26 protein-coding genes and 1 other annotated feature are annotated in these 24,516 nt (G+C 42.7%); of the genes, 23 read left to right on the top strand and 3 right to left on the bottom strand.

What is annotated here, in order from left to right; translation table 11 throughout:
- Window position 1: 1 nt before the first annotated feature.
- Window positions 2-679 carry a helix-turn-helix domain-containing protein gene (locus tag ACVC7Q_RS04580; protein WP_214260147.1) on the bottom strand — a complete coding sequence of 226 codons (678 nt, stop codon included), beginning with the start codon at window positions 677-679 and terminating at the stop codon, window positions 2-4.
- Window positions 680-839: 160 nt separating this feature from the next.
- On the opposite strand from ACVC7Q_RS04580, the gene asnA reads away from it, so the two are divergent.
- From asnA to trpB, 14 genes are all read left to right on the top strand, one after another.
- Window positions 840-1,832, top strand: coding sequence for an aspartate--ammonia ligase (gene asnA, locus ACVC7Q_RS04575; RefSeq protein ID WP_049514189.1), 993 nt, complete (start codon window positions 840-842; stop codon window positions 1,830-1,832).
- A 96-nt stretch (window positions 1,833-1,928) separates the two neighbouring features.
- Window positions 1,929-2,468 carry a 16S rRNA (guanine(966)-N(2))-methyltransferase RsmD gene (gene rsmD, locus ACVC7Q_RS04570; protein WP_447265005.1) on the top strand — a complete coding sequence of 180 codons (540 nt, stop codon included), beginning with the start codon at window positions 1,929-1,931 and terminating at the stop codon, window positions 2,466-2,468.
- Window positions 2,458-2,946: a pantetheine-phosphate adenylyltransferase gene (gene coaD / locus ACVC7Q_RS04565; RefSeq protein ID WP_445285226.1), complete on the top strand. Its 489-nt coding sequence runs from the start codon at window positions 2,458-2,460 to the stop codon at window positions 2,944-2,946. Before rsmD ends, coaD begins: the two co-directional genes overlap by 11 nt.
- The gene (locus tag ACVC7Q_RS04560; RefSeq protein ID WP_447265004.1) at window positions 2,930-4,012 is read left to right on the top strand and encodes a SepM family pheromone-processing serine protease; all 1,083 of its coding nucleotides are present in this window, start codon (window positions 2,930-2,932) and stop codon (window positions 4,010-4,012) included. Before coaD ends, ACVC7Q_RS04560 begins: the two co-directional genes overlap by 17 nt.
- Before the next feature lie 162 nt (window positions 4,013-4,174).
- Window positions 4,175-4,885 carry a thiol-disulfide oxidoreductase-associated membrane protein CcdA2 gene (gene ccdA2 / locus ACVC7Q_RS04555; protein WP_447265003.1) on the top strand — a complete coding sequence of 237 codons (711 nt, stop codon included), beginning with the start codon at window positions 4,175-4,177 and terminating at the stop codon, window positions 4,883-4,885.
- 26 nt (window positions 4,886-4,911) lie between these two features.
- A complete protein-coding gene (locus tag ACVC7Q_RS04550; protein ID WP_049507021.1) occupies window positions 4,912-5,232 on the top strand; it encodes a hypothetical protein in 321 nt (106 codons plus the stop codon).
- Between the two features lie 59 nt (window positions 5,233-5,291).
- Window positions 5,292-5,852 carry a redoxin family protein gene (locus ACVC7Q_RS04545; RefSeq protein ID WP_447265038.1) on the top strand — a complete coding sequence of 187 codons (561 nt, stop codon included), beginning with the start codon at window positions 5,292-5,294 and terminating at the stop codon, window positions 5,850-5,852.
- Between the two features lie 11 nt (window positions 5,853-5,863).
- Complete coding sequence (gene msrB, locus ACVC7Q_RS04540; RefSeq protein ID WP_447265002.1) at window positions 5,864-6,985, top strand: peptide-methionine (R)-S-oxide reductase MsrB; 1,122 nt, start codon at window positions 5,864-5,866, stop codon at window positions 6,983-6,985.
- Window positions 6,986-7,043: 58 nt separating this feature from the next.
- Entirely contained in the window at window positions 7,044-7,778 is a 735-nt protein-coding gene (locus ACVC7Q_RS04535; protein WP_447265001.1) for a response regulator transcription factor, read from the top strand.
- Entirely contained in the window at window positions 7,775-9,487 is a 1,713-nt protein-coding gene (locus ACVC7Q_RS04530) for a cache domain-containing sensor histidine kinase (protein ID WP_447265000.1), read from the top strand. The genes ACVC7Q_RS04535 and ACVC7Q_RS04530 overlap by 4 nt, the downstream gene beginning before the upstream one ends.
- Before the next feature lie 135 nt (window positions 9,488-9,622).
- Window positions 9,623-10,198, top strand: coding sequence for a YutD family protein (locus ACVC7Q_RS04525; protein WP_003005915.1), 576 nt, complete (start codon window positions 9,623-9,625; stop codon window positions 10,196-10,198).
- Between the two features lie 6 nt (window positions 10,199-10,204).
- Window positions 10,205-11,293, top strand: a complete 1,089-nt coding sequence (rlmN, locus tag ACVC7Q_RS04520; protein ID WP_447264999.1) for a 23S rRNA (adenine(2503)-C(2))-methyltransferase RlmN — start codon at window positions 10,205-10,207, stop codon at window positions 11,291-11,293.
- Window positions 11,271-11,807, top strand: a complete 537-nt coding sequence (locus tag ACVC7Q_RS04515; RefSeq protein ID WP_447264998.1) for a VanZ family protein — start codon at window positions 11,271-11,273, stop codon at window positions 11,805-11,807. Before rlmN ends, ACVC7Q_RS04515 begins: the two co-directional genes overlap by 23 nt.
- Before the next feature lie 67 nt (window positions 11,808-11,874).
- Window positions 11,875-12,110: a binding site (T-box leader), on the top strand.
- A 122-nt stretch (window positions 12,111-12,232) separates the two neighbouring features.
- Window positions 12,233-13,420 (top strand): tryptophan synthase subunit beta, encoded by a 1,188-nt coding sequence (gene trpB / locus ACVC7Q_RS04510; RefSeq protein ID WP_447264997.1) that lies wholly within the window; start codon window positions 12,233-12,235, stop codon window positions 13,418-13,420.
- 7 nt (window positions 13,421-13,427) lie between these two features.
- Here the strand turns inward: trpB and ACVC7Q_RS04505 are convergent, their stop codons facing one another.
- On the bottom strand, window positions 13,428-14,087 hold the full coding sequence (locus tag ACVC7Q_RS04505) for a prepilin peptidase (protein ID WP_447264996.1): 660 nt from the start codon (window positions 14,085-14,087) through the stop codon (window positions 13,428-13,430).
- Between the two features lie 87 nt (window positions 14,088-14,174).
- On the opposite strand from ACVC7Q_RS04505, the gene ACVC7Q_RS04500 reads away from it, so the two are divergent.
- Complete coding sequence (locus ACVC7Q_RS04500) at window positions 14,175-14,393, top strand: YqgQ family protein (RefSeq protein WP_447264995.1); 219 nt, start codon at window positions 14,175-14,177, stop codon at window positions 14,391-14,393.
- Entirely contained in the window at window positions 14,393-14,776 is a 384-nt protein-coding gene (locus ACVC7Q_RS04495; RefSeq protein ID WP_447264994.1) for a rhodanese-like domain-containing protein, read from the top strand. Before ACVC7Q_RS04500 ends, ACVC7Q_RS04495 begins: the two co-directional genes overlap by 1 nt.
- A 182-nt stretch (window positions 14,777-14,958) precedes the next feature.
- Here the strand turns inward: ACVC7Q_RS04495 and ACVC7Q_RS04490 are convergent, their stop codons facing one another.
- Window positions 14,959-15,684 (bottom strand): 16S rRNA pseudouridine(516) synthase, encoded by a 726-nt coding sequence (locus tag ACVC7Q_RS04490; RefSeq protein WP_447264993.1) that lies wholly within the window; start codon window positions 15,682-15,684, stop codon window positions 14,959-14,961.
- 178 nt (window positions 15,685-15,862) lie between these two features.
- On the opposite strand from ACVC7Q_RS04490, the gene typA reads away from it, so the two are divergent.
- The 7 genes from typA to ftsZ all read left to right on the top strand — a co-directional run bounded on the left by typA (window position 15,863) and on the right by ftsZ (window position 24,516).
- The gene (typA, locus tag ACVC7Q_RS04485; protein ID WP_070465406.1) at window positions 15,863-17,710 is read left to right on the top strand and encodes a translational GTPase TypA; all 1,848 of its coding nucleotides are present in this window, start codon (window positions 15,863-15,865) and stop codon (window positions 17,708-17,710) included.
- Between the two features lie 23 nt (window positions 17,711-17,733).
- Window positions 17,734-17,982 (top strand): DUF3165 family protein, encoded by a 249-nt coding sequence (locus tag ACVC7Q_RS04480; protein WP_049507003.1) that lies wholly within the window; start codon window positions 17,734-17,736, stop codon window positions 17,980-17,982.
- Between the two features lie 90 nt (window positions 17,983-18,072).
- Window positions 18,073-19,422, top strand: coding sequence for a UDP-N-acetylmuramoyl-L-alanine--D-glutamate ligase (gene murD / locus ACVC7Q_RS04475; RefSeq protein ID WP_447264992.1), 1,350 nt, complete (start codon window positions 18,073-18,075; stop codon window positions 19,420-19,422).
- A gap of 1 nt (window position 19,423) precedes the next feature.
- Window positions 19,424-20,506 carry a UDP-N-acetylglucosamine--N-acetylmuramyl-(pentapeptide) pyrophosphoryl-undecaprenol N-acetylglucosamine transferase gene (locus ACVC7Q_RS04470; RefSeq protein WP_447264991.1) on the top strand — a complete coding sequence of 361 codons (1,083 nt, stop codon included), beginning with the start codon at window positions 19,424-19,426 and terminating at the stop codon, window positions 20,504-20,506.
- Window positions 20,490-21,713 carry a cell division protein FtsQ/DivIB gene (locus tag ACVC7Q_RS04465; RefSeq protein ID WP_447264990.1) on the top strand — a complete coding sequence of 408 codons (1,224 nt, stop codon included), beginning with the start codon at window positions 20,490-20,492 and terminating at the stop codon, window positions 21,711-21,713. The genes ACVC7Q_RS04470 and ACVC7Q_RS04465 overlap by 17 nt, the downstream gene beginning before the upstream one ends.
- A 133-nt stretch (window positions 21,714-21,846) precedes the next feature.
- Window positions 21,847-23,235, top strand: coding sequence for a cell division protein FtsA (gene ftsA / locus ACVC7Q_RS04460; RefSeq protein ID WP_447264989.1), 1,389 nt, complete (start codon window positions 21,847-21,849; stop codon window positions 23,233-23,235).
- Between the two features lie 15 nt (window positions 23,236-23,250).
- A complete protein-coding gene (gene ftsZ, locus ACVC7Q_RS04455) occupies window positions 23,251-24,516 on the top strand; it encodes a cell division protein FtsZ (RefSeq protein ID WP_049474213.1) in 1,266 nt (421 codons plus the stop codon).

The raw sequence follows: 24,516 nt of genomic DNA, 5'->3' as shown, positions 1-24,516 counted from the left end.
TTTACACCTCAAGCGGAAGAAAATGCCCGACCACAATGCCGACGATTTTTGGCTCGTCTTCGTAAGGAGCAAATAAATCATCGTAGTCAGGGTTGATGGATTCTAAGCGCAAGCCTTCAGTCTCCCGATAGACTTTCTTGATATAGGTCTTCCCGTTCCAGATGAGGGCGTAGACAGCCCCATCGTAGTCAAAACCGGTCTGTTTCATGAGGGCAACAGAGCCATTGGGGTAGAGAGGTTCCATCGAGTTTCCAGATACCCAAGAGGCGAAGTCATGCTGAATCTCTTTGTCAAAATAGACGGTTTCATAGTCCGTTTCGTTATCATAAAATGTATGTCCTAAACCAGCTGCTAGCTCAATCGAAAGAACCTTATAAGCCGTCAAGGAAACAACTTTTTGCTGCTGTTCCAATAACTGGCTGGCCAATTGGTCGACTTTCTTTTGATGAGGTGGGGTTAATAAAGGGTAGGTGTAGAGTGCGGAGTCTTTGTTAACAAAGTAGTCCTCTTTAACGGAGAGGCGCTTGGCCAACCTCCTGAGATTTTTTTCGTGTGGCTCTGCTAAGCCATTCTCCCAACTGGAGTAAGTCTTGCGAGAAATTTTGAGATCCTCGTAGACATCTGCTTGGGTCAAGCCTTTTTCCAGGCGTCTTTCTTTTAGTTTTTTTGCATCAAACATGTCGCCCCTCCTATGTAACGTTTTAAAAGTTACATCTAGTTTATCAAAAATAAAATCCTTTTGCAAGAAAAAAATTCCGTTATAAGGGGATGGAAAGACTTGGATTTTGAGTGAAAAAAGAGTATAATCAGTTTTACAACTTCTATCAACGAGGGATTATATGAAAAAAAGTTTTATACACCAACAAAAAGAAATTTCGTTTGTTAAAACGACGTTTACACAATATTTAAAAGATAAATTGGACATCATTGAAGTCCAAGGGCCAATTTTGAGCAAGGTCGGAGATGGGATGCAGGATAATCTTTCTGGGATTGAACACCCAGTATCTGTAAAGGTCCTTCAAATTCCTGATGAGACCTATGAAGTCGTGCATTCACTTGCAAAATGGAAACGCCATACCTTGGCCCGCTTTGGGTTTGGCGAAGGCGAAGGCCTCTTTGTCCATATGAAGGCCCTTCGTCCAGATGAAGATTCACTAGACGCGATTCACTCTGTTTATGTAGACCAATGGGACTGGGAAAAAGTCATTCCAAATGGTCAACGCAACATCGCCTACCTCAAAGAAACCGTTGAAAAAATCTACAAGGCGATTCGTTTGACAGAACTAGCAGTGGAAGCGCGTTATGATATTGAATCAGTTCTTCCAAAACAAATTACCTTCGTTCACACAGAAGAGTTGGTGGAACGCTATCCTGACTTAACACCAAAAGAACGTGAAAATGCCATTGCCAAAGAATTCGGAGCTGTCTTCTTGATCGGGATTGGTGGAGAGCTTGCAGATGGCAAACCACACGATGGACGCGCACCTGACTACGATGACTGGACAACAGAATCTGAAAATGGCTATAAGGGCTTGAATGGTGATATCCTCGTCTGGAATGATGTCCTAGGTTCTGCCTTTGAGTTGTCTTCAATGGGGATCCGTGTCGATGAGGAAACGCTTCGCCGTCAAATTGCGATTACAGGAGATCAAGATCGTCTCCAATTAGAGTGGCACAAGGCCTTGTTAAATGGTCTCTTTCCGCTCACAATTGGTGGAGGAATCGGGCAATCTCGTTTGGCCATGTTCTTGCTTCGTAAGAAACATATCGGTGAAGTCCAAACCAGTGTCTGGCCTCAATCTGTCCGCGATGAATATGAAAATATCCTATAATGGATGAAAGAGTCGAGCAGAGCGCTCGGCTCTTTTACATGTCGCTTGACCATATCAAATCGCAATTTTCTGATTTTTTTTGGTATAATGGTCCCTATGAAAATAGTATCTGGAACCTATGGGGGACGTCCCCTTAAAACACTTGAAGGAAAAACAACCAGGCCGACTTCTGATAAGGTCAGAGGGGCCATGTTCAATATGATTGGTCCTTACTTTGATGGCGGAAGAGTGCTGGATCTCTATGCAGGAAGCGGTGGGCTCTCTATTGAGGCAGTCTCTCGAGGCATGTCAGAGGCGGTTCTAGTGGAAAGAGACCGCAGAGCGCAGGAAATCGTGGCAGCTAATATTGCCATGACCAAGGAAAAGGAACGGTTTCAACTGTTAAAAATGGAGGCCAAGCAAGCCTTGGGGCTTCTAACGGGCACCTTTGATCTGGTTTTCTTAGACCCGCCTTATGCCAAGGAAGAGATTGTCCGTGATATCGAAATCTTGTGCGAGCGCCACCTCTTATCAGAAGACATCATGATTGTGTGCGAGACCGATAAACACGTGGAACTCCCTGAGGAAATCGGACAAGTAGGGATCTGGAAAGAAAAAATCTATGGAATTAGTAAGGTAACAGTATATGTCAGATAGAACTGGATTGTTTACCGGATCGTTTGATCCGATTACCATTGGGCATGTGCAATTGATCGAGCGGGCGAGTCGCTTGTTTGACCGTGTCTATGTCGGAATTTTTTATAATGCGGAAAAGGTTGGTCTCTTTTCTATTGAGCAGCGCGTGCGTATGGTAGAAGGGGCCTTGGCTCATTTGGAGAATGTTGAAATTGTGACGTCGACTCAAGAGTTGGCTGTGTCCGTGGCGCGCAATCTTGGCGTAGTGACTTTGATCCGGGGCTTGCGTAATGCGCAGGATCTAGTTTATGAAGCCAATATGGATTATTTCAACCACCAATTAGCGCCTGAAGTGGAGACCATTTATCTCTATGCTCAGCCTCCTTATCAGGCTATTAGTTCCACCCGTATTCGAGAGTTGCTGGCTTTTCAGCAGGATATCTCACCTTATGTACCAGAGAGTGTAATGGAGGAAATCAAAGATGACCCAAGCGAATAAACCAAACTTGACCCCTAAAAAGAAAAAAGGACGGTTGAAAGAATACCGATGGCCAATTGCAGGCGTTCTTTTCTTGCTCCTCTTGCTAGCTGCTTTTGTGATTCGCCTTCCCTATTACATTGAGATGCCGGGAACGGCTGAAGATATTCGATCCGTCATGACAGTAGATGGAAAAATGGATACCAAGTCGGGATCTTATGATTTTGTAACCGTAGCAGTGAAAGAAGCAACTCCGGCTGATTTGATCTATGCTTGGGCAACGCCTTTTACAGACATCTATTCTGCCAAGGATATGACCGGTGGTAGTTCGAGCCAAGAATTCACGCGAATCAACCAATTCTATATGGAAACCTCGCAAAATATGGCCATCTACCAGGGGTTAAAGACAGCTGGCAAAGAAACCCAGATGGACTTTCTTGGTGTCTACGTCATGCAGGTGGCAGACGATTCGACCTTTAAAGGAGTCTTGAACATTGCGGATACCGTCACTGGTGTGAATGGCAAGACCTTTAAGAGTTCCAAAGAATTGATTGACTATGTTGGTTCTCAAAAAATTGGCGACCCCGTTTCGGTGACCTACATTGAGGATGGACAAACCAAGACCGCAGATGGGAAGATCATCAAATTGACCAATGGGAAAAACGGAATTGGGATTAGCCTGATCGACCGAACTGAAGCCAAAGGCGATGTTCCTGTCCAGTTTGCGACAGCTGGGATTGGTGGCCCAAGTGCCGGTATGATGTTTAGCCTAGCCATCTACACTCAAGTGGCTGATCCAGATCTTCGTCAGGGACGCCATATTGCGGGTACAGGAACCATTAACCAAGATGGAACGGTTGGCGATATCGGTGGGATTGACAAGAAAGTCGTTGCAGCAGATAAAGAAGGAGCAGAAATTTTCTTTGCCCCTAATAACCCTGTTTCCAAAGAAGAAAAGAAAGCCAATCCCAAGGCTAAATCAAACTACGAAACCGCTAAAGATGCAGCAAAACAAATTCATTCGAAGATGAAAATTGTGCCCGTCAAAACTCTTCAAGATGCTATTGATTATTTGAAAAAGAAGTAGAAGTATCTTGCTAGATTAGTCTCATACTTGAAAGTACGAGGTAGAGTTGGCAGATAGAAAGATTCACCTTCCAATCAAATTCAAGTTTTTGCTTATCAATCTCTCTATTTTTAGAGGGATTTTTTCTTTATACTGGTATCAGAAAGAAAGGGAGGTAGTGAAATGATTCAAACCAGTTTGTTTTCTATTTCAGTATTCTTAGCGGGAGTTCTATCCTTTTTCTCCCCGTGTATTTTGCCACTGATGCCAGTCTATGTAGGGATTCTATTGGATTCTGAACGTGTGAAGACAGTTCGAATTTTTGGAAGAGAAATTTCTTGGTATGGTTTGGTCAAGACCCTCTGTTTTATTGCTGGTCTATCAACCGTATTTCTCATCCTAGGTTATGGTGCAGGTGCCCTTGGTCAGGTACTCTATGCTCCCTGGTTCCGTTACCTACTAGGAGGGATTGTGATCTTATTAGGGATTCACCAAATGGAAGTGATCAATCTGAGACAACTCCAAAAGCAAAAGACCATCCAACTCAAAAAGAATCGGGAGCGCAATGAATTCTTCAATGCTTTTCTGATAGGGGTCACCTTCAGTTTTGGTTGGACCCCTTGTGTCGGACCAGTTCTGAGTTCTGTTCTAGCCATTGCTGCTTCTGGAGGAGATGGTGCATTGCAAGGCGCTTTCCTGATGCTGGTCTATACATTGGGCTTGGCGCTACCCTTCTTAGTCTTGGCTCTGGCTTCTAGCTGGGTTCTACAACATTTTGCTAAACTCAAGCCCCATATGGGAACCTTGAAAAAAATTGGTGGTGCCCTCATCATCTTGATGGGCATCTTGCTGATGCTAGGAAATCTTAATAGCCTCGCATCCCTGTTTCACTAATCTTGAATGATTAAAGGAGAAAAATCATGAAAAAAATTCTTACACTTACCATTGCTACGCTTAGCCTTGTCACTTTAGCAGCTTGTTCTGGACAAAAATCGGATTCAGATATGAAAAAAACGGACGATAGTAGTATGATGAAGAAGGACGATATGAAGAAGGATGACATGAAGGATTCGTCCATGTCCGATGATAAAATGAAAAAAGAAGACATGAAAGATTCATCTATGATGTCTGACAGCAGTTCTGAAATGAAGGACGATATGAAAAAAGATGAGATGAAATCCAGCGATTCAGAAATGAAAGATGAAAAGAGTGGATCATCTGATATGAAATCAGACAACTAATGAAAGAAGGGAGAGGTCATCTGAGGATGACTTTCCCTTTGTTTAAAGAGGTGATAATGATGAAAAAATTAGCTTTAGTAGCTACTGGGTTCGTATGCGCTGGACTTCTGGGCGCTTGTTCAAGCCAAGGAATGGCCACTTCCACCAAAGACATGGGCCAACAAACAGCTAAAGCTGGGGCTAGGCAACCATCTGGCAAGAAAGTGAAGGAGTTTAGCCTGCAAGGAGTGGATGGCAAGACCTACCGCTTATCCGATTACAAAGGGAAGAAAGTTTACCTCAAATTTTGGGCTTCCTGGTGCTCTATTTGCCTGTCGACATTAGAGGATACCAATGAGTTGGCAAAAGAAGAGGCAGGTAAGGATTACGTGGTTTTATCCGTTGTAGCTCCAACCTTTAATGGAGAAAAATCAGCAGCAGATTTCAAAAATTGGTACCAGTCTTTGGATTACAAGGATTTCCCAGTCTTGCTAGATAGTAAAGGGGAGCTGCTAAAAGAGTATGGGATTCGGTCTTATCCATCGGCACTCTTTATCAATAGTGATGGGACGTTATCGAAGAGTCATATCGGCTATATGAATAAAGAGGACATCCTCAAGACCCTAGAGAGCATGCAGTAAGGAGATAGACAATGGAAACAAAATGGAAAGTGTTTGCTATCCTTCTCATTGGCTTATTATCTATTGGTTTCTTTTTCTATAGTAAGGGAGCAAACGGAATGGATCAATCAGAAACAAGCACTGAGAGTATCAAAAAAGCATCGATGAGTCAGACACCAGTAGCAAACAAAAAGAAGGAAGAAAAAGTCGATCCAGAAGACCAACGAGAAATCTATCTAGCTGGTGGTTGCTTCTGGGGCGTAGAGGAATATTTCTCCCGTGTTCCAGGTGTGATTGATGCTGTATCAGGCTACGCCAATGGGAAGGGAGAAACGACCAAGTATGAATTGGTCCCTCAAACAGGCCATGCTGAAACAGTTCACATCACCTACAATGTCAAGCAGGTATCTCTGAAAGAATTGCTCCTGCATTATTTTCGGATTATCGACCCAACGTCGAAGAATCGTCAAGGAAACGATCAAGGGACTCAATACCGAACAGGTGTCTATTATGTCTCTCAAGAAGACCTTCCAACCATTAACCAAGTCTTTGATGAAGTAGCAAAGAAATACGACAAACCGTTAGTAGTGGAAAAAGAGCCACTGACCAATTTCATCCAGGCGGAAGATTACCACCAGGATTATCTAAAGAAACATCCGAATGGGTACTGCCATATAAATGTTAATGAAGCTTCTTATCCAGTGATTGATGCTAGTCGCTACTCCAAACCGAGTGACGAGGAGATCAAAAAGAAGTTATCACCTGAAGAGTATGCTGTAACGCAAAAAAATGATACCGAACGGGCCTTCTCCAATCGTTACTGGGATCAGTTTGATGCCGGTATTTATGTGGATGTCGTGACCGGTGAGCCCCTCTTCTCCTCTAAGGATAAATTTGATTCCGGTTGTGGTTGGCCAAGTTTCAGTCGACCTATTAGTCCTGATGTGGCGATCTATAAGGAGGATAAGAGTTTCAATATGACTCGGACAGAAGTACGGAGCCGTGTGGGAAATTCCCATTTGGGCCATGTTTTTACTGATGGTCCCAAGGAAAAAGGCGGCCTTCGCTATTGCATCAATAGTTTGTCTATTACCTTCATACCCAAAGCAGAAATGAAAGAAAAGGGCTACGGTTATTTATTGGACTACGTCTGAGACAATTCAGTCTATAATTTGCTATAATAAGTATAGCAAAAACAAGTAGGTAAAAGAAATGTATACGATCATGATTGTGGAAGATGAAGAGCTGATCCGGCAGGGCCTGACTTCCTTAGTCGACTATGAACAGTTTGGAATGACCGTCATTAACCAGGCAGAAAATGGGCGTGAGGCTTGGGAGAAGTTTCAAGAGCAACCAGCCGATATCCTTCTAACCGATATCAATATGCCACAAATGAATGGCTTGGATCTGGCCCATCTCGTTAAAGAGCAATCTCCGTCTTGTCATATCATTTTTTTGACAGGTTATGATGACTTTGAGTTTGCGAGGAAAGCCATCAAATTAGGTGCGGATGATTATTTGCTAAAGCCTTTTTCAAAAGATGATATTGAAGAGATGTTAGCCAAGGTGAAAGGAAAACTTGATCAAGAGCGAAAGAAAGCGCAAGTCGAAGATTTGGTCAGCCATGGTTATTCGACAGAGTTGGAAGAAGCCATTCATGCTCGTTTAGCAGATTCGCAGTTAACCTTGAAGGATTTGGCCTATCAACTTGGCTTCAGTTCCTCTTATCTAAGTGTATTGATCAAGAAAAAATTGGGACTTCCTTTCCAAGAATACCTCATCCAAGAGCGAATGAAGAAGGCTCAACTCTTGCTTCTCACGACAGATTTAAAGATTTATGAGATTGCAGATCAGGTTGGTTTTGAAGATATGAACTATTTTTCTCAACGCTTTAAGCAGGTTATTGGGGTGACGCCAAGGCAGTACAAAAAAGGAGAGCATGAATGAAACGATATCCCTTGCTGATTCAGCTGGTCCTCTACTTTTTTCTCTTCATTCTCTTACTTTTTGGTCTCATCGGTAGCCTTTACTATCAAACGAGTTCAGGGACGATCCGCCAGCTAACGGAGCGGACGACAAGAAATAGTATCGACCAAAGTAGTCAGTTTATTACGTCTTATCTAAAAAAATTAAAGCAGACCACAACGGTGCTTAGCAAGGAACAGGCCGTTCAACAATTTGCCCAAGATAGGAGTGCGGATCAAGAAACGGTTCAGCACTTGATGCGAACGATGATTGAAACGGATCCGGACTTGGTCTCTGCGGTCTTGGTGACCAAGGATGGACGTCTGGTAGCGACAGATTCCAAAATCAGCATGCAGACTTCATCAGACATGATGAATGAAAGCTGGTATCAAGAGGCGATTAAGGAAAGAGCCATGCCAGTTTTGACGCCAGCTCGAAAGGAATCCTTGACCTCGGAAAAAGAAAAATGGGTGGTTTCTATTACCCAAGAAGTAGTCGATCAGACTGGTCAAAATCTCGGAGTAGTACGTTTGGATATTGGCTACGATAGCTTACAGGCTTATTTGGATCACCTTCAGCTAGGGAAACAAGGCTTTAGTTTTATCATTAATCAAAAGCATGAGTTTGTCTACCATCCTAAAAAAGCGGTCTATTCCTCCAGCCAAGAGATGCAGGCCATGCAGCCCTATATTGCTGTGACAGATGGCTATGCTAAAGGAGGACAGAATTTTATCTATCAGGTTCCGATTCCAGATAGTGATTGGACCTTGATTGGAGTAGCTTCACTTGAAGGACTTCAGATGCTTCAGTCGCAACTACTTTACTCTTTCATTGGTCTAGGATTACTGGCCTTGATCATGTGTTTAATAGGGCTTGGCTTTGTTCTGCGTTTGTGGATCAAACCCTTACGAGACCTTCAGACCATCATTTTGAGGATTGGATCAGGTGATGCTCACGTGAGGGCTGCAGTCAAAGGATCTCCAGAATTGGTGGACCTCGCTCAAGCTTTTAATGCCATGTTGGATCAAATCGATAATCTCATGCAACAGGTTAAGGAAGAGGAGCAGAACGCACGGCGTTACGAGCTGCGGGCACTTTCGGCTCAGATTAATCCGCATTTTCTCTACAATACCTTGGATACGATTGTCTGGATGGCGGAGTTTAATGATAGTCGGCGCGTGGTCGACATCACCAAATCTTTGGCTCAATATTTTCGACTGGCTCTCAACCAAGGCCAGGAACAAATCCTACTGAGAGATGAAATTGACCATGTCCGCCAGTATCTTTTCATTCAGAAGCAACGTTATGGTAAAAAGCTCAACTATGAAATTCTAGAAGATGAACGGTTGGGCGATTATCAGCTCCCTAAATTAGTGCTTCAACCCTTAGTGGAAAATTCGATTTACCATGGCATTAAAGAGATCGATCGGCCAGGTCTCATTCGAGTGACAACTGAAGTCAGTGGAGACTCCGCCTGCGTATCGATTTTTGACAATGGACAAGGGTTTGATTTATCAGGATCAACAGACCAAACCCTTCTTCGTTTAGGAGGTGTTGGCTTGAAAAATGTGGACCAACGATTGCATCTTCAATTTGGCGAAGCCTATCATATGGAGATTGATTCTAAAGCTAATAGCTATACGAAAATCACACTTTATTTGCCCCTGTCATCTGGTGATGAATCTTCATAGAGACAAAGATTGCCTTCTTTGTCTCTTTTTGCTGTCAAAGGAATTTCAACTCTTTTCTAGCCAAATCTGACGCAAGTCATCAAATTTATGATAGAATAAAGTGTTACAGTAAATAGATTTTGATGAAGGAACACTATGCGAAAAGAGATTGACCCTGAATTATATAATTACAATAAATTTCCTGGACCTGTGTTTCGTCAGGTAGGAGACCAGATCCTTTCAGAAAACCTCTCTTTTGAGTTGTTGAAAAATGAGAAGGAAGCATTTGATGCGACCGTTTTTGGTCAACGATTTTCTGAGATTTTAACCAAATTTGATTACATTGTTGGTGATTGGAGCAATGAGCAGTTGCGCTTGCGTGGCTTCTATAAGGAAGAACGCGATGTTGCAACGATGGATAAACTAAGTCGCTTAGACGATTATTTGTTAGAATATTGTAGCTATGGTTGTGCTTATTTTGTCCTTGAAAATAAGGAGCCTCATCGTGCTTCCTTTGATAAGAAATCACCGGTCAAAAAAGCTCAATCAGAAGAAAGAGAGCCTAAGAAGCGTTCGCGCAATCGCAAACAAAAAGATCGTTTCCAAAAACGAGAACGCGACAAGGGACAGTCAACGAATAACTCGAAAAAAACAAGACCGTCTGCTGAAACTAAAAAAACAACGAAGACGAACAACAAACGTCATTTTGTGATTCGTCAAAAAGAGGAGTAAGAAAGAATGAAACCATCCATTTATAGTTTAACACGCCAAGATATGATTGATTGGGCAGAAGAAAACGGCGAAAAGAAATTCCGTGCAGCCCAAATCTGGGAATGGCTCTATCGTAAACGTGTCCAGTCTTTCGAAGAAATGACCAATCTTTCTAAGGACTTAATTGCGAAGTTAAATGATCAATTCGTTGTCAACCCACTCAAGCAACGGATCGTGCAAGAGTCAGCAGATGGAACGGTCAAGTATCTTTTTGAATTGCCAGATGGCATGTTGATTGAAACCGTCTTGATGCGTCAGCACTATGGTTTATCTGTCTGTGTAACGACTCAGGTCGGATGCAATATCGGTTGTACCTTCTGTGCTTCAGGTTTGATCAAAAAACAACGCGATTTGAACAATGGCGAAATTGTGTCTCAAATCATGTTGGTTCAAAAATACTTTGACGAACGGGGCCAAGATGAACGGGTTAGCCATATCGTTGTCATGGGGATCGGTGAACCATTTGACAACTATAACAACGTCTTGAAATTTATCCGGACCGTCAACGATGATAAGGGTCTAGCGATTGGGGCTCGTCATATTACCGTATCAACTTCTGGTTTGGCCCATAAAATTCGCGACTTTGCAAATGAAGGTGTGCAGGTCAATTTGGCAGTGTCTCTACATGCTCCAAACAACGACTTGCGCTCTAGCATCATGAAGATCAACCGGGCTTTCCCAATTGAAAAATTGTTTGCAGCGATTGAATACTATATCGAGACCACGAACCGTCGGGTGACCTTTGAGTACATCATGTTGAATGAAGTCAATGATGGGGTTGAGCAAGCCTTAGAGTTGGCAGAATTGCTCAAGAATATCAAGAAATTGTCTTATGTTAACTTGATTCCTTACAATCCTGTCAGTGAGCATGACCAATATAGCCGGAGTCCAAAAGAACGGGTTATGGCCTTCTATGATACCTTGAAAAAACAAGGTGTCAACTGTGTGGTGCGTCAAGAGCACGGTACAGATATTGATGCTGCCTGTGGCCAATTGCGTTCAAATACGATGAAACGGGATCGGGAGAAAGCGATTGTTCAACAAGCACAACCTTAAACGAGGGCTGATCGATCATACGGAACTAACAAAGAGAGGAAGAAGGCTGTTACAGAGTGGCAGCTTTTTCTATTTTATTCTCATGAGTCTGATGTGCTTTTTGCCTCAACATCCAGAGCCAGGTATGGAAACACCGGGGATTCAACATTTTGGTCGCATCGTCGTCCTACTGATTCCACTTAATTCGTTGATGAATTTTGGCCAGATCACCAGTGTCATCCAACTGATCAAGGTGATTCTCCAAAACGTAGCCAATGTCTTTTTGTTAAGCCCGCTGGTCTTTCAACTTCTCTGGCTATGGCCCTGGTTGAGGAGTCGCAAACGTGTCTTACTCTTTGGCTTTGGTCTCAGTCTATGGATTGAATCTAGCCAAGTGCTCTTAGATCTTTTGTTTGATGCCAATCGTGTCTTTGAGCTAGATGATTTGTGGACCAATACCTTAGGGGCTTATCTGGCTTATTTAGGCTTTCAGTATCTCCGAGCACGATTGCTAGTAAAAAATGTGGAAATGTAAAATCCGAACATTTTAGCGCCTTTTTAAAATTTTTGTTGACAAAATCAGAAGCGGGAGCTATAATAGCTTCAAGACATCAGAAAAGTAGGGATTTTTCTCACTTCCAGGGAGCTTGTGGTGATTGCGAACAAGCAGTGGTGAATCTTGAAATGGGCTGATGCGTTTATGATGATGAATTTGAAACAATAAAAATTCGGTGAGCACACCTTATCGTGCACCCTGTTGTTAGACAGGTCAGAGATGTAGGAGAAAGAATATCTTCCTACAATTGAGGTGGCACCGCGGTATCGAATCGCCCTCACACAGATTTTTCTGTGTGAGGTTTTTTGTATCTCAAAGGAACCCAGTGAGACTGCAGCTCAAAGGACCAGCGAGAAAAAAAAGATCATAAACAGGATTGAAGATATAGAAAAGAGGACACAATCATGACAGAAACAAAAGGCTATTTCGGACAATTTGGTGGATCTTTCGTACCAGAACCCATTCAAAACTTGCTCAATCAATTAGAGGAAACCTTTGAACGGTATAAAAATGACCCAGAATTTATTGCAGAATACAAACATTATTTGAAAGACTATTCTGGACGCGAAACACCACTCTACTTTGCAGAAAGTTTAACAGAGCATTTAGGTGGGGCAAAAATTTATTTGAAGCGCGAAGACTTGAATCACCTAGGTTCGCATAAATTGAATAACGTCTTGGGGCAAATCCTATTGGCTAAGCGCATGGGCAAAACGCGCGTGATTGCTGAAACAGGAGCAGGTCAACACGGTGTCGCTACAGCAGCTGCGGCAGCTAAATTTGGTATGGCCTGTGATGTCTACATGGGAGCAGAAGACGTGGAACGCCAACGTCTCAATGTCTTCCGCATGGAAATGATGGGGGCAACCGTTCATGCGGTTGAAACAGGAACCAAGACCTTAAAAGACGCTGTTGATGCTGCTTTTGGAGCATGGATGGCAGACCTAGATGCTTTTTATGTTTTGGGTTCCGCTGTTGGACCTCACCCTTACCCAACCATTGTGCATGAATTCCAAAAAGTGATCAGTGAAGAGTCTAAACGTCAAATCTTGGAAAAAGAAGGTCGTTTGCCAGATTATGTGATTGCCTGTGTCGGTGGTGGCTCCAATGCCATCGGTGCCTTTTCTGAATATGTTGCAGAAGAGGAAGTCGGTTTGATTGGGGTAGAAGCAGCTGGTCATGGCTTGGATACCGATCAGCACGCCGCTACCATGACCAAAGGGACTGTAGGAGTTGTCGATGGTATGAAGACTTATGCTGTCTTTGGCGAAGATGGAAAAGTAGCGCCAGTTTACTCGATTTCTGCTGGTTTGGACTACCCAGGGGTTGGTCCAGAGCATGCTTTCTTTAAAGATTCTGGTCGTGTTGAATATGTAGCAGCGACAGATGATGAAGCAGTAGAAGCTCTTCTTCTTCTCAGTAAGACAGAAGGGATCCTTCCAGCCATTGAAAGCTCACACGCGATTGCAGAAGCGGTCAAACGTGCTCCACAATTGAATAAAGACAAGATTATCATCATCAACGTTTCTGGACGTGGGGATAAGGACGTGGCTGCTATTGCCGATTATTTGGAAGCAAAAGCTGCAAAATAAGAAGAACTTATCTAAAAAACATCGTATAAAGAAGTAAAACGTGATAACTGAGAAAGAGGCAGGGAACAAAAGGAATCCGGTCTCTTTCTTTTTTGAGAGCAAAGAAGAGAATGCCTAAGATAGATGCGATCTGGATGAGAATGAGGATCTTGGTAGAAGAAAAGGTCAGCGAGAAGGTGGCTAGTAAGAGAAAATCTCCCGCACCCATTCCAATAAAGAAAAAGTGGGTACCGATCGCAAGGAGTAAAAAGACCAGCATGAGGAGATTACTACCGGATAAAAATAGGACTAAGGCATGGAGACAATACCAGATGACCAAGGGGTATTCCATAAAACGAAGGTCATAGATGGCCAAAACAGCAGATCCGAGTAACGTCAGAAGTTGAGGCAGAGAAAGAAAACCATTGGCACAGGCTAAGAAGATCAGGCCACTCCAGATCTCAAAAAGGCAGTACCAAGATGGATAGGTCTGATGACAATAGCGACAACGAAAACGGTGGAAGAATTGTGAGATGATTGGGATGAGGTCCCAAACTCCAAGAATATGTTGACATTGATCACAATGACTGCGAGGAGCGAGGATGGATTGGTTTGGAAAGCGATCGACCACTAGTCCTAAAAAAGAGGCGATGCAAGTACCGATGGTAAAAAAATAAAAGTTGATCATACTTATTTATTCGTAAACAAATCGAAAAATCACCTCATTTACTTGAAAATCTTGTAAAGCCTTTCTAAATTTGATACAATAATGAACATGAAAAACCTGTATGATGTTCAACAATTTTTAAAACGTTTTGGAATCATCATTTATGTGGGGAAGCGCCTCTATGACATCGAATTGATGAAAATTGAGCTTCAACGTCTTTATGATGCAGGCTTGATGGAGCGGCTCGATTATTTGGAAGCCGATATCGTTTTAAGAAGAGAGCACAAGCAAGAATTAGAATTTTTGAAAAAGAGTGAGGTAGAGTAATGGGAAATATCATTTTTTGGTTGGTTGTTTTAGGAGTAGTTGGGTGGATGGCCTTTAATTATTTCCGCATCCGTAAAGCTGCTAAATTTGTGGACAATGCCGCTTTTGAAGAGTTGATTCGTAAAGGGCAGTTGATTGACTTGCGAGAGCCAGCTGAGTTTCATGCAAAGCATATTTTAGGAGCGCGCAACATTCCTTCTACTCAGTTGAAGTTGAGCCTTGCGGCCTTGCGCAAGGACAAACCGATTCTGCTCTATGAGAATAGCCGTAGTTCTCGTGTGACCAATGCGGCCCTCTATCTCAAGAAACAGGGCTATACAGACATTTATGTCTTGTCTTATGGTCTTGATTCTTGGAATGGGAAAGTGAAAAAAGACGCCTAATAAAAGAGAGTGGGACAGAAATCGGTAATTCGTTAGAATTCGATTTCGTCGTCCCACCTCTGCACAGTTGAGTAGGGCTATAAAAGCTGATGAAACCAGCGTAGTAGAGCCCACTCAACCACTGCGTCTTATTCGACAATCCAAAAACAATTAAGAGGCTAGGACTTTTGTCCTAGCCTCTTTTATCTCGTTTTTTCAAGGAAATCTTTGACCCAAGTGAGCTCCACTTCATTCAAAGGCCGGCTTTCGCCAGGGGCTAACTGAGGATCCAAGGTGAAGGGACCAAAAGACAAGCGTTTTAAGGTCATTACTTTGACGCCAATGGCTAAGAACATCTTTTTTACTTGGTGGTATTTTCCTTCTGAGATTCGGACCTGGGACTTGCTGTAGCTAGGGCTACTTTCTAGAATGGTTAAGGAAGCAGGCTTACAGATGGGGCCGTCTTTGAATGAAATCCCATTCTGAAATTGCTCGATGTGGGCTGCATAGAGTGGACCGTTGACTTCTACCTCATAGACTTTCTCCACATGGTATTGAGGATGGAGCAGTTGAAACCCTAAAGGACCATTATCTGTGATGAGGAGCAGACCACTGGTATCGCGATCGAGGCGACCAAGCGGATAAAGATCTGGATATTCTTGTTGGGGATCTACCAGATCGATTACTGTTGGATGCTGGGCATCTCTTTTGGCAGTCACGGCTCCGATTGGTTTATGGAGCATGTAGTAGTGGTGACGCGGTTCCTGAATGAGCCGTTCCCCTATTTGAATCTCTTGGAGTCCAGGGTCGATGTTTTGTGACAGTTTTTTAGCTGGTAGGTGATCGACCAAGATTTGCCTTCGGGCCAGAAGTTGTTTGATGTCTTTGCGAGCGTATTGGTGACTTGCCATCAATTGATCTAATCTCATGGGAGCCTCTTTTTCTGAAATTCATATCATCAGTGTATCATGAAAAGAAAAGGAAATCGAGTCGGAGAAAAGAAATGAAGATGAAAACATTTACAACTAGCTGAACTGTGTTTTTTAGATAGGACTGTGGTATAATTGTTCAGTTAGAAATATTATTTAAAATTATATAGAGGAAATCATGACAAAATTAAGAGAAGATATTCGTAACGTTGCGATCATTGCCCACGTTGACCATGGAAAAACAACCTTGGTAGACGAATTGTTGAAACAATCGCATACCTTGGATGAACGCAAAGAATTGCAAGAACGTGCAATGGACTCAAACGATCTTGAAAAAGAACGTGGGATTACCATTCTTGCTAAAAATACAGCCGTTGCTTATAACGGAACTCGGATCAATATCATGGACACACCAGGACACGCGGACTTCGGTGGAGAAGTGGAACGGATCATGAAAATGGTTGACGGGGTTGTATTGGTCGTAGATGCCTACGAAGGAACTATGCCTCAGACTCGTTTCGTATTGAAAAAAGCCTTGGAACAAGACCTTGTGCCGATCGTTGTAGTTAATAAAATCGATAAGCCATCTGCTCGTCCAGCAGAAGTAGTAGACGAAGTCTTGGAACTCTTCATCGAGCTAGGTGCGGATGATGACCAGCTTGACTTCCCAGTTGTTTATGCATCAGCGATCAACGGAACATCATCCTTGTCAGATGATCCAGCAGATCAAGAAAAGACTATGGCGCCAATCTTTGACACCATTATCGACCACATCCCAGCTCCAGTTGATAACTCAGATGAGCCCCTTCAATTCCAAGTATCCCTGCTTGATTACAACGACTTCGTTGGACGGATCGGTATCGGACGTGTCTTCCGTGGTACTGTAAAAGTTGGGGACCAAGTTACCCTCTCTAAATTGGATGGAACGACTAAGAACTTCCGTGTAACGAAACTCTTTGGTTTCTTTGGTTTGGAACGTCGTGAGATTCAAGAAGCTAAAGCTGGTGACTTGATCGCTATCTCTGGTATGGAAGATATCTTCGTTGGAGAAACCATCACACCGACAGATGCAGTTGAAGCTCTTCCAATCCTTCACATCGATGAACCAACACTTCAAATGACCTTCTTGGTGAATAACTCACCATTTGCTGGTCGTGAAGGGAAATGGGTAACCTCTCGTAAAGTCGAAGAACGCTTGCAAGCGGAATTGCAAACAGACGTCTCTCTTCGTGTTGACCCGACTGACTCACCAGATAAATGGACAGTTTCAGGACGTGGGGAATTGCACTTGTCTATCTTGATCGAAACCATGCGTCGTGAAGGATACGAATTGCAAGTATCTCGTCCAGAAGTGATCATCAAGGAAATTGATGGTGTCAAATGTGAACCATTTGAGCGCGTACAAATCGACACACCAGAAGAATACCAAGGATCTGTTATCCAAAGTCTTTCTGAACGTAAAGGTGAAATGTTGGATATGATTGCAACTGGTAACGGTCAAACTCGTTTGGTCTTCCTTGTTCCAGCGCGTGGGTTGATTGGATACTCAACAGAGTTCTTGTCAATGACACGTGGTTACGGAATCATGAACCACACCTTTGACCAATACTTGCCAGTAATTCCAGGAGAAATTGGTGGTCGTCACCGTGGTGCTCTTGTTTCCATCGATAACGGAAAAGCAACGACATACTCGATCATGTCTATTGAAGAACGTGGTACGATCTTTGTCAATCCAGGTACAGAAGTTTACGAAGGAATGATCATTGGGGAAAACTCTCGTGAGAACGACTTGACTGTCAACATTACGAAAGCAAAACAAATGACCAACGTTCGTTCAGCTACCAAGGACCAAACAGCGGTTATCAAGACTCCTCGTATCTTAACCTTGGAAGAATCTCTTGAGTTCTTGAACGACGATGAGTACATGGAAGTAACACCTGAATCTATCCGTTTGCGTAAACAGATCTTGAACAAAGCAGAACGCGAAAAAGCAAATAAAAAGAAAAAATCAGCAGCTGCTGAATAATACGAAAAGAAAGGAGAAACAAAATGGTCTATTTTATCTTAGGGATTTTGATTCTCCTTTTTTACCTTTTTATGACCCCAAAGAGTATTCGTGGTACCTTAAACAGTGTCACAATGGTGGTCTTGATCGTCTCTTTTATCGTCCTTGCTTGTCTCGCCATTTTTCAGATATTTCAACTACCGTCCGAGTTTTTTGTCGGAGCCTTTCTAGCCTTTGTTGGCTACCTGGCTTTGGTAGATATTTCCAAAATGACGACCAAACAGAAAAAATAAACGGTGACGTGATTTTTAAAGCCCTTTGGGCTTTTTAATTTTGCTAAAAAAAGGTAAAATAGAGAGTGATAAAAATGGAGCGAAGAAATCATGAAATTTGTGAAACAATTTGAAAATAAAAAGGTTCTTGTATTAGGTTTGGCTAAGTCAGGCGAGTCAGCTGCCCGTTTGTTGGATCGCTTAGGAGCGATTGTGACCGTCAATGATGGCAAACCTTTTGAAGAAAATCCAGCAGCACAAAGTTTACTGGAAGAAGGGATTAAAGTTGTGACAGGAGGTCACCCTCTGGAGTTGTTGGATGAAGACTTTGCAGTCATGGTCAAAAATCCAGGAATCCCTTATACGAATCCGATGGTCGAAAAAGCGCTTGAAAAGGGCATTCCAGTCCTCACTGAAGTGGAATTGGCCTATCTGATTTCGGATGCACCAATTATTGGGATTACAGGATCAAACGGAAAAACGACGACAACAACCATGATCGGGGAAGTTTTGACGTCTGCCGGCCAAGGTGGTCTATTGTCTGGGAATATCGGTTTTCCAGCTAGTCAAGTTGCACAAACAGCAACAGAAAAAGAAGTTCTGGTCATGGAATTGTCTTCTTTCCAATTGATGGGTATTGAAGCCTTCCATCCAGAGATTGCAGTGATTACCAATCTCATGCCAACCCATATCGACTACCATGGTTCTTTTGAAAATTATGTAGCTGCTAAATGGAATCTTCAAAAGAATATGACAGAAAAAGATGTCATTGTTTTGAACTTCAACCAAGACTTGGCTAAGGAACTGGCTACAAAAACCAAGGCAAGGGTCCTTCCATTTTCAACGGTCGAAAAAGTGGATGGGGCTTATTTGGAAGATGGACTTCTCAAGTTTAAGGGAGAAGTTGTTATGCGTGCAGATGAACTGGGGGTTCCAGGAAGCCACAATGTAGAAAATGCCTTGGCAACGATTGCTGTTGCAAAAGTCCGGGGAGTAGAGAATGAGGTCATTAAAGAAACCTTGTCAGCCTTCGGGGGTGTCAAACACCGTCTACAATATGTGGATGAGATTCAAGGTGTCAAATTCTACAATGACAGTAAATCGACCAATATTTTAGCGACACAAAAAGCTCTTTCTGGTTTTGATAACAGTAAGGTTATCTTGATTGCAGGGGGGCTCGATCGTGGCAATGAATTTGATGAATTGGTACCTCACATTGCAGGTCTAAAGGAAATGGTGATTCTCGGGGAATCAGCTCCACGAGTGAAACGCGCAGCCGATAAAGCGGGTGTTTCATATGTCGATGCGACAGATGTAGCAGATGCTACAAAGAAAGCCTTCGACTTGGCTAGCCCTGGAGATGTTGTGCTCTTAAGTCCTGCCAATGCCAGCTGGGATATGTATCCGAATTTTGAAGTGCGTGGGGATGAATTCCTTGCTACAGTAAAAGGGTTGAAATAAGATGAAAAAAATAATGTTTACTGGTGGGGGAACCGTGGGACATGTGACCCTTAATCTCCTCTTGATTCCAAAATTTATCGAAGATGGATGGGAAGTCCATTATATTGGGGACAAAAAAGGAATCGAATACCAAGAGATCAAAAAGTCTGGATTAGAGGTACGATTCCATTCGATTGCAACGGGGAAATTGCGTCGCTATTTCTCTTTCCAAAATATGATGGATGTTTTCAAGGTAGCTTGGGGAACACTCCAATCCATAGCGATCCTGCTCCGTGTGCGTCCACAAGTTCTCTTCTCAAAAGGGGGATTTGTCTCGGTGCCACCAGTGATCGCGGCTCGTCTCACTCGTGTTCCTGTCTATATCCATGAGTCGGATCTCTCGATGGGATTGGCCAATAAAATTGCTTATAAATTTGCTACCAAGATGTACACGACTTTTGAGCAAGCACATGGTTTGACAAAGAGTGAGCATATCGGTGCGGTAACCAAGGTCACAGATCATATTCCGCCGACTTCAGAGGTTTTAGAAGAAAAAACAAAAGGTTTCCGAAAAGAGTTGCCGACCCTTCTCTTTGTTGGAGGATCAGCTGGTGCGCGTGTCTTTAATGAATTTGTAACAGAGCATCAAGCAGAGCTCTTGCAACACTACAATATCATCAATTTGACGGGCGATTCAACATTGAATCAGGCTGAGGGTGGCTTGTATCGAGTGGATTATGTAACCGATCAGTATTTGCCCATGCTCCAGAAGGCTGATTTAGTGGTAACTAGGGGTGGAGCCAATACCTTATTTGAACTCTTGGCTATGAACAAACTCCATTTGATTGTACCACTTGGAAAAGAAGCCAGTCGTGGCGATCAGATTGAAAATGCCCAATATTTTGTGGATAAAGGTTATGCAGAGCAATTGCAGGAAGATCAATTGACCCTCGAAACCTTTAATGAAACCATTCAAGAAATGTTGAAGCAAAGCCAAGTTTACCACCAAGCAATGGAAAAATCGACAGAACTCCTTTCACTAGACGATTTTTATGGCCTGCTTCAAAAAGATATCAGTAAGGGAAAAGATGACGGACGACAATAAAAAAACACCAACGGATGACAAAATTACAGAATTGTCAGCCTGGCAAAAAAGAAACAAAGAATATTTAGAAAAAAAGGCGCTTGAAAAAGCGGAAGAAGCTGAAAAAGAGGAAACTGAAAGCAAAGAAGCACAAGAAGACGAAGATCTTTCAGAGAATGAATCGGCTTCTATCTCAGAGGAAGGATCTGAAGAAGAAATAGAAGATTCTGAAGAGGAAAATGACTCTGAGGTCGAAGAGGATCCAGATACGGATGGTGAAAGTTCAGAAAGAGAAGTGCCCGATTCGGCTGTAGAGGAGCTAGATCCTTCAGAGAAGCAAGAGAAAAAGCCTTCGTTTTTTGAACGCTTAAAGACGAAAAAAACAAAGAAGGAACCGACAGTGGCAAAACGCCATATCTATCGTGCCCTTCCGGTTATCGGAATCAGCTCGATTGTCGCCCTTCTCTCGATCTATTTTTTAAGTCCCTTGTCTACACAGAAAGTGATTGAATTTTCAGGGAATAAAGCGGTTGACCAGCAAAAATTGTATGAAAAAAGCCGTATTAAAGAAGAAGATTATACTCTGACGACCTTCCTTCATAAGTCGGTCTATGAACAAAACATAAAAACAGCTAGTCCATGGATCAAAGAAGTGCACATGAATTATCAATTTCCAGTGACCTTTAAAGTTAATATAGTGGAACACAAAGTGGTTGCTTATTATGTGACGGGAGAAGACCACTATCCAGTATTGGAAAACGGAGAAGTAGTTGAGACAGTAACGCCTGCTTCGGACTTACCATCCTCCTATATTAGCTTGAAATTCTCAGATAGGGAATTAGTCAGACAATTCGTCCAAGAAATGAAATCCATTTCGTCTTCCGTTACGGATAAAATTGTTTCGGTTGATCTGACACCAAGCAAGGTTACGAAGGATCTAGTGACCATTACCATGAAAAATAATAATAAAATCTTGGTCCCTGTTTCCCAAATTACCCGTAAGCTTCCTTATTATAAGGCCATTAGTAAGCAATTAGACGATGATTCCACCATTGATATGGAGGCTGGAGTCTTCAGCTATAGTGACCAATCCATCGCAGATGCCAAAGAGCAAGCTGAAAAAGAAAAGGCTGAAAGTTCAGAAAAGCAAGAAGAACATTCTGAGGAAGCAAGCCAAGAACAGAATCAAGAAGGAGAAAATTCTTCTGGGAATGAGCAAAGCCCATAAATTATCTCAAATAATTGAAGAAAAAATGTCCATTTTAGGCTTCTTTGTGATATAATGAAGTTTGGATAGTTCCAGCTAAAAGGGCTATAAATAGATGTAAAGTGAAAACAAATAAAGAGAGAGGACTGGTGTAATGGCTAGAGACGGCTTTTTTACAGGTTTAGATATCGGTACTAGTTCAATAAAAGTATTGGTGGCAGAACATGTCAATGGAGAAATGAATGTAATTGGAGTCAGCAATGCAAAAAGTGCTGGCGTCAAAGATGGAATTATAGTAGATATCGAAGCTGCTTCAAATGCAATTAAAACTGCAATCAGCCAAGCTGAAGAAAAAGCAGGGATTTCAATCAATCTAGTCAATGTTGGGTTGCCTGCAAACTTACTACAAATCGAAGCAACTCAAGGAATGATTCCAGTCACAAGTGATTCAAAAGAAATCACAGATGCAGATGTTGAAAATGTTGTCAAATCCGCACTCACAAAAAGCATGACACCGGATCGTGAAGTGATCACCTTCATTCCTGAAGAATTCACAGTAGACGGTTTCCAAGGAATCCGTGATCCACGCGGAATGATGGGGATCCGACTTGAAATGCGTGGTCTTCTTTATACAGGACCTCGTACCATCTTGCACAATTTGCGTAAAACAGTTGAACGTGCAGGCTTACAAGTAGAAAACATCATCATTTCCCCACTTGCGATGATCAAAACAGTCTTGAACGAAGGCGAACGTGAATTCGGAGCAACAGTGATTGATATGGGTGGTGGCCAAACCACAGTGGCTTCTGTTCGTAGCCAAGAACTTCAATTTACAAATATCTACCAAGAAGGTGGCGATTACGTTACCAAAGATATTTCTAAAGTTTTGAAGACTTCTCAAAAATTGGCAGAAGGTTTGAAGTTCAACTACGGTGAAGCCTATGTGCCATCTGCTGGAAACGAAGTGTTCCATGTAGAAGTTATCGGTGAAGTTGAGCCAGTTGAAGTGACTGAGAAGTACTTGGCTGAAATCATTTCAGCACGTATCAAACACATCTTTGAGCAAATCAAGCAAGACCTTGAGAGAAGACATTTGTTGGATCTTCCTGGTGGTATTGTGATTATCGGTGGAGGCGCAATCCTTCCTGGTGTTGAAGAATTGGCTCAAGAAGTCTTTGGTGTAAATGTGAAATTGTTTGTTCCAAATCAAATTGGAATTCGCAATCCAGCTTTTGCCCATGTGATTAGTTTGTCTGAATATGCAGGCAATTTGACAGATGTGGATATTATTGCTCAAGCTGCGGTTCATGGAGACGAAGTCTTGCGTCAACAACCGATTCAATTTGATCGACCTGTGCAACCACAAGTACAACCACAAGCTGCTGCTCCAGCACAACCGGTAGTACCTGCGTACAATGCTGAGAAGATTGAATCTCCAGTAGATGCTCAAGAAATTCCAGTAGCAAGCAATGATAGCAAACAAGAACCAAAAACTACATTCACAGACCGAATGAAAAATTTGATCGGTAATATGTTTGATTAAGGAGTGTAAGTATTTATGACATTTTCATTTGACACAGCAGCGGCACAAGGTGCAGTAATTAAAGTAATCGGTGTCGGTGGCGGTGGCGGTAACGCCATCAATCGTATGATTGACGAAGGCGTTGCCGGTGTAGAATTCATCGCAGCTAATACAGATGTTCAAGCACTTTCAAGTGCAAAAGCTGAAACAGTTATCCAATTGGGCCCAAAATTGACTCGTGGATTGGGTGCTGGAGGTCAACCTGAAGTTGGTCGTAAGGCAGCTGAAGAAAGCGAAGAAGTGTTAACAGAAGCTTTGCAAGGTGCAGACATGGTCTTCATCACTGCAGGGATGGGTGGAGGATCTGGTACAGGTGCTGCACCAGTCATCGCTCGTATTGCTAAAGCAGTTGGCGCTTTGACAGTAGCAGTTGTGACTCGTCCATTCGGGTTTGAAGGTTCAAAACGTGGGAACTTCGCTATTGAAGGGATCAATGAACTTCGCGAACATGTAGATACATTGTTGATTATTTCTAATAACAACTTGCTTGAAATTGTGGATAAGAAGACACCGCTTCTTGAAGCGTTGAGTGAAGCAGATAACGTTCTTCGTCAAGGTGTTCAAGGGATCACTGATTTGATCACAAGTCCTGGATTGATCAACCTTGACTTTGCAGACGTGAAGACTGTTATGGAAAACAAAGGAAATGCCCTCATGGGTATTGGTGTTGGTAGCGGTGAAGAACGCGTTATCGAAGCAGCTCGTAAAGCAATTTACTCTCCACTTCTTGAAACTACAATTGATGGTGCAGAAGACGTGATCGTCAACGTAACAGGTGGTTTGGATATGACTTTGATCGAAGCTGAAGAAGCTTCAGAAATTGTGAACCAAGCTGCAGGTCACGGAGTGAACATCTGGTTGGGTACATCTATTGATGAATCTCTTAAAGATGAAATCCGCGTGACGGTTGTTGCAACCGGTGTCCGTCAAGACAAGGTAGAACGCGTCAGCGGAATTGCTTCCTCACAACGTCCTTATAAAACAGGACCACGTGAACAACGCCCACAAACGGCACCATTTGACCGTGAATTTGATTTGAAACAAGATGTTGAATTGCCAACAACTCCAAGTCGTCCAGCGGTAGAACCAAACCGTGGCTCAGCTTTTGGTGATTGGGATATTCGCCGTGAGAATATCGTTCGCCAAACTGAACCAACATCAACACATCAAGTTGATCGTTATGTAGATTCATCTTCAGATGATGATGAATTGGAAACACCACCATTCTTCCGGAATCGTTAA

Source organism: Streptococcus sp. W151 (genome assembly GCF_053010205.1).
This window is presented reverse-complemented; position numbering and strand designations above follow the sequence as displayed.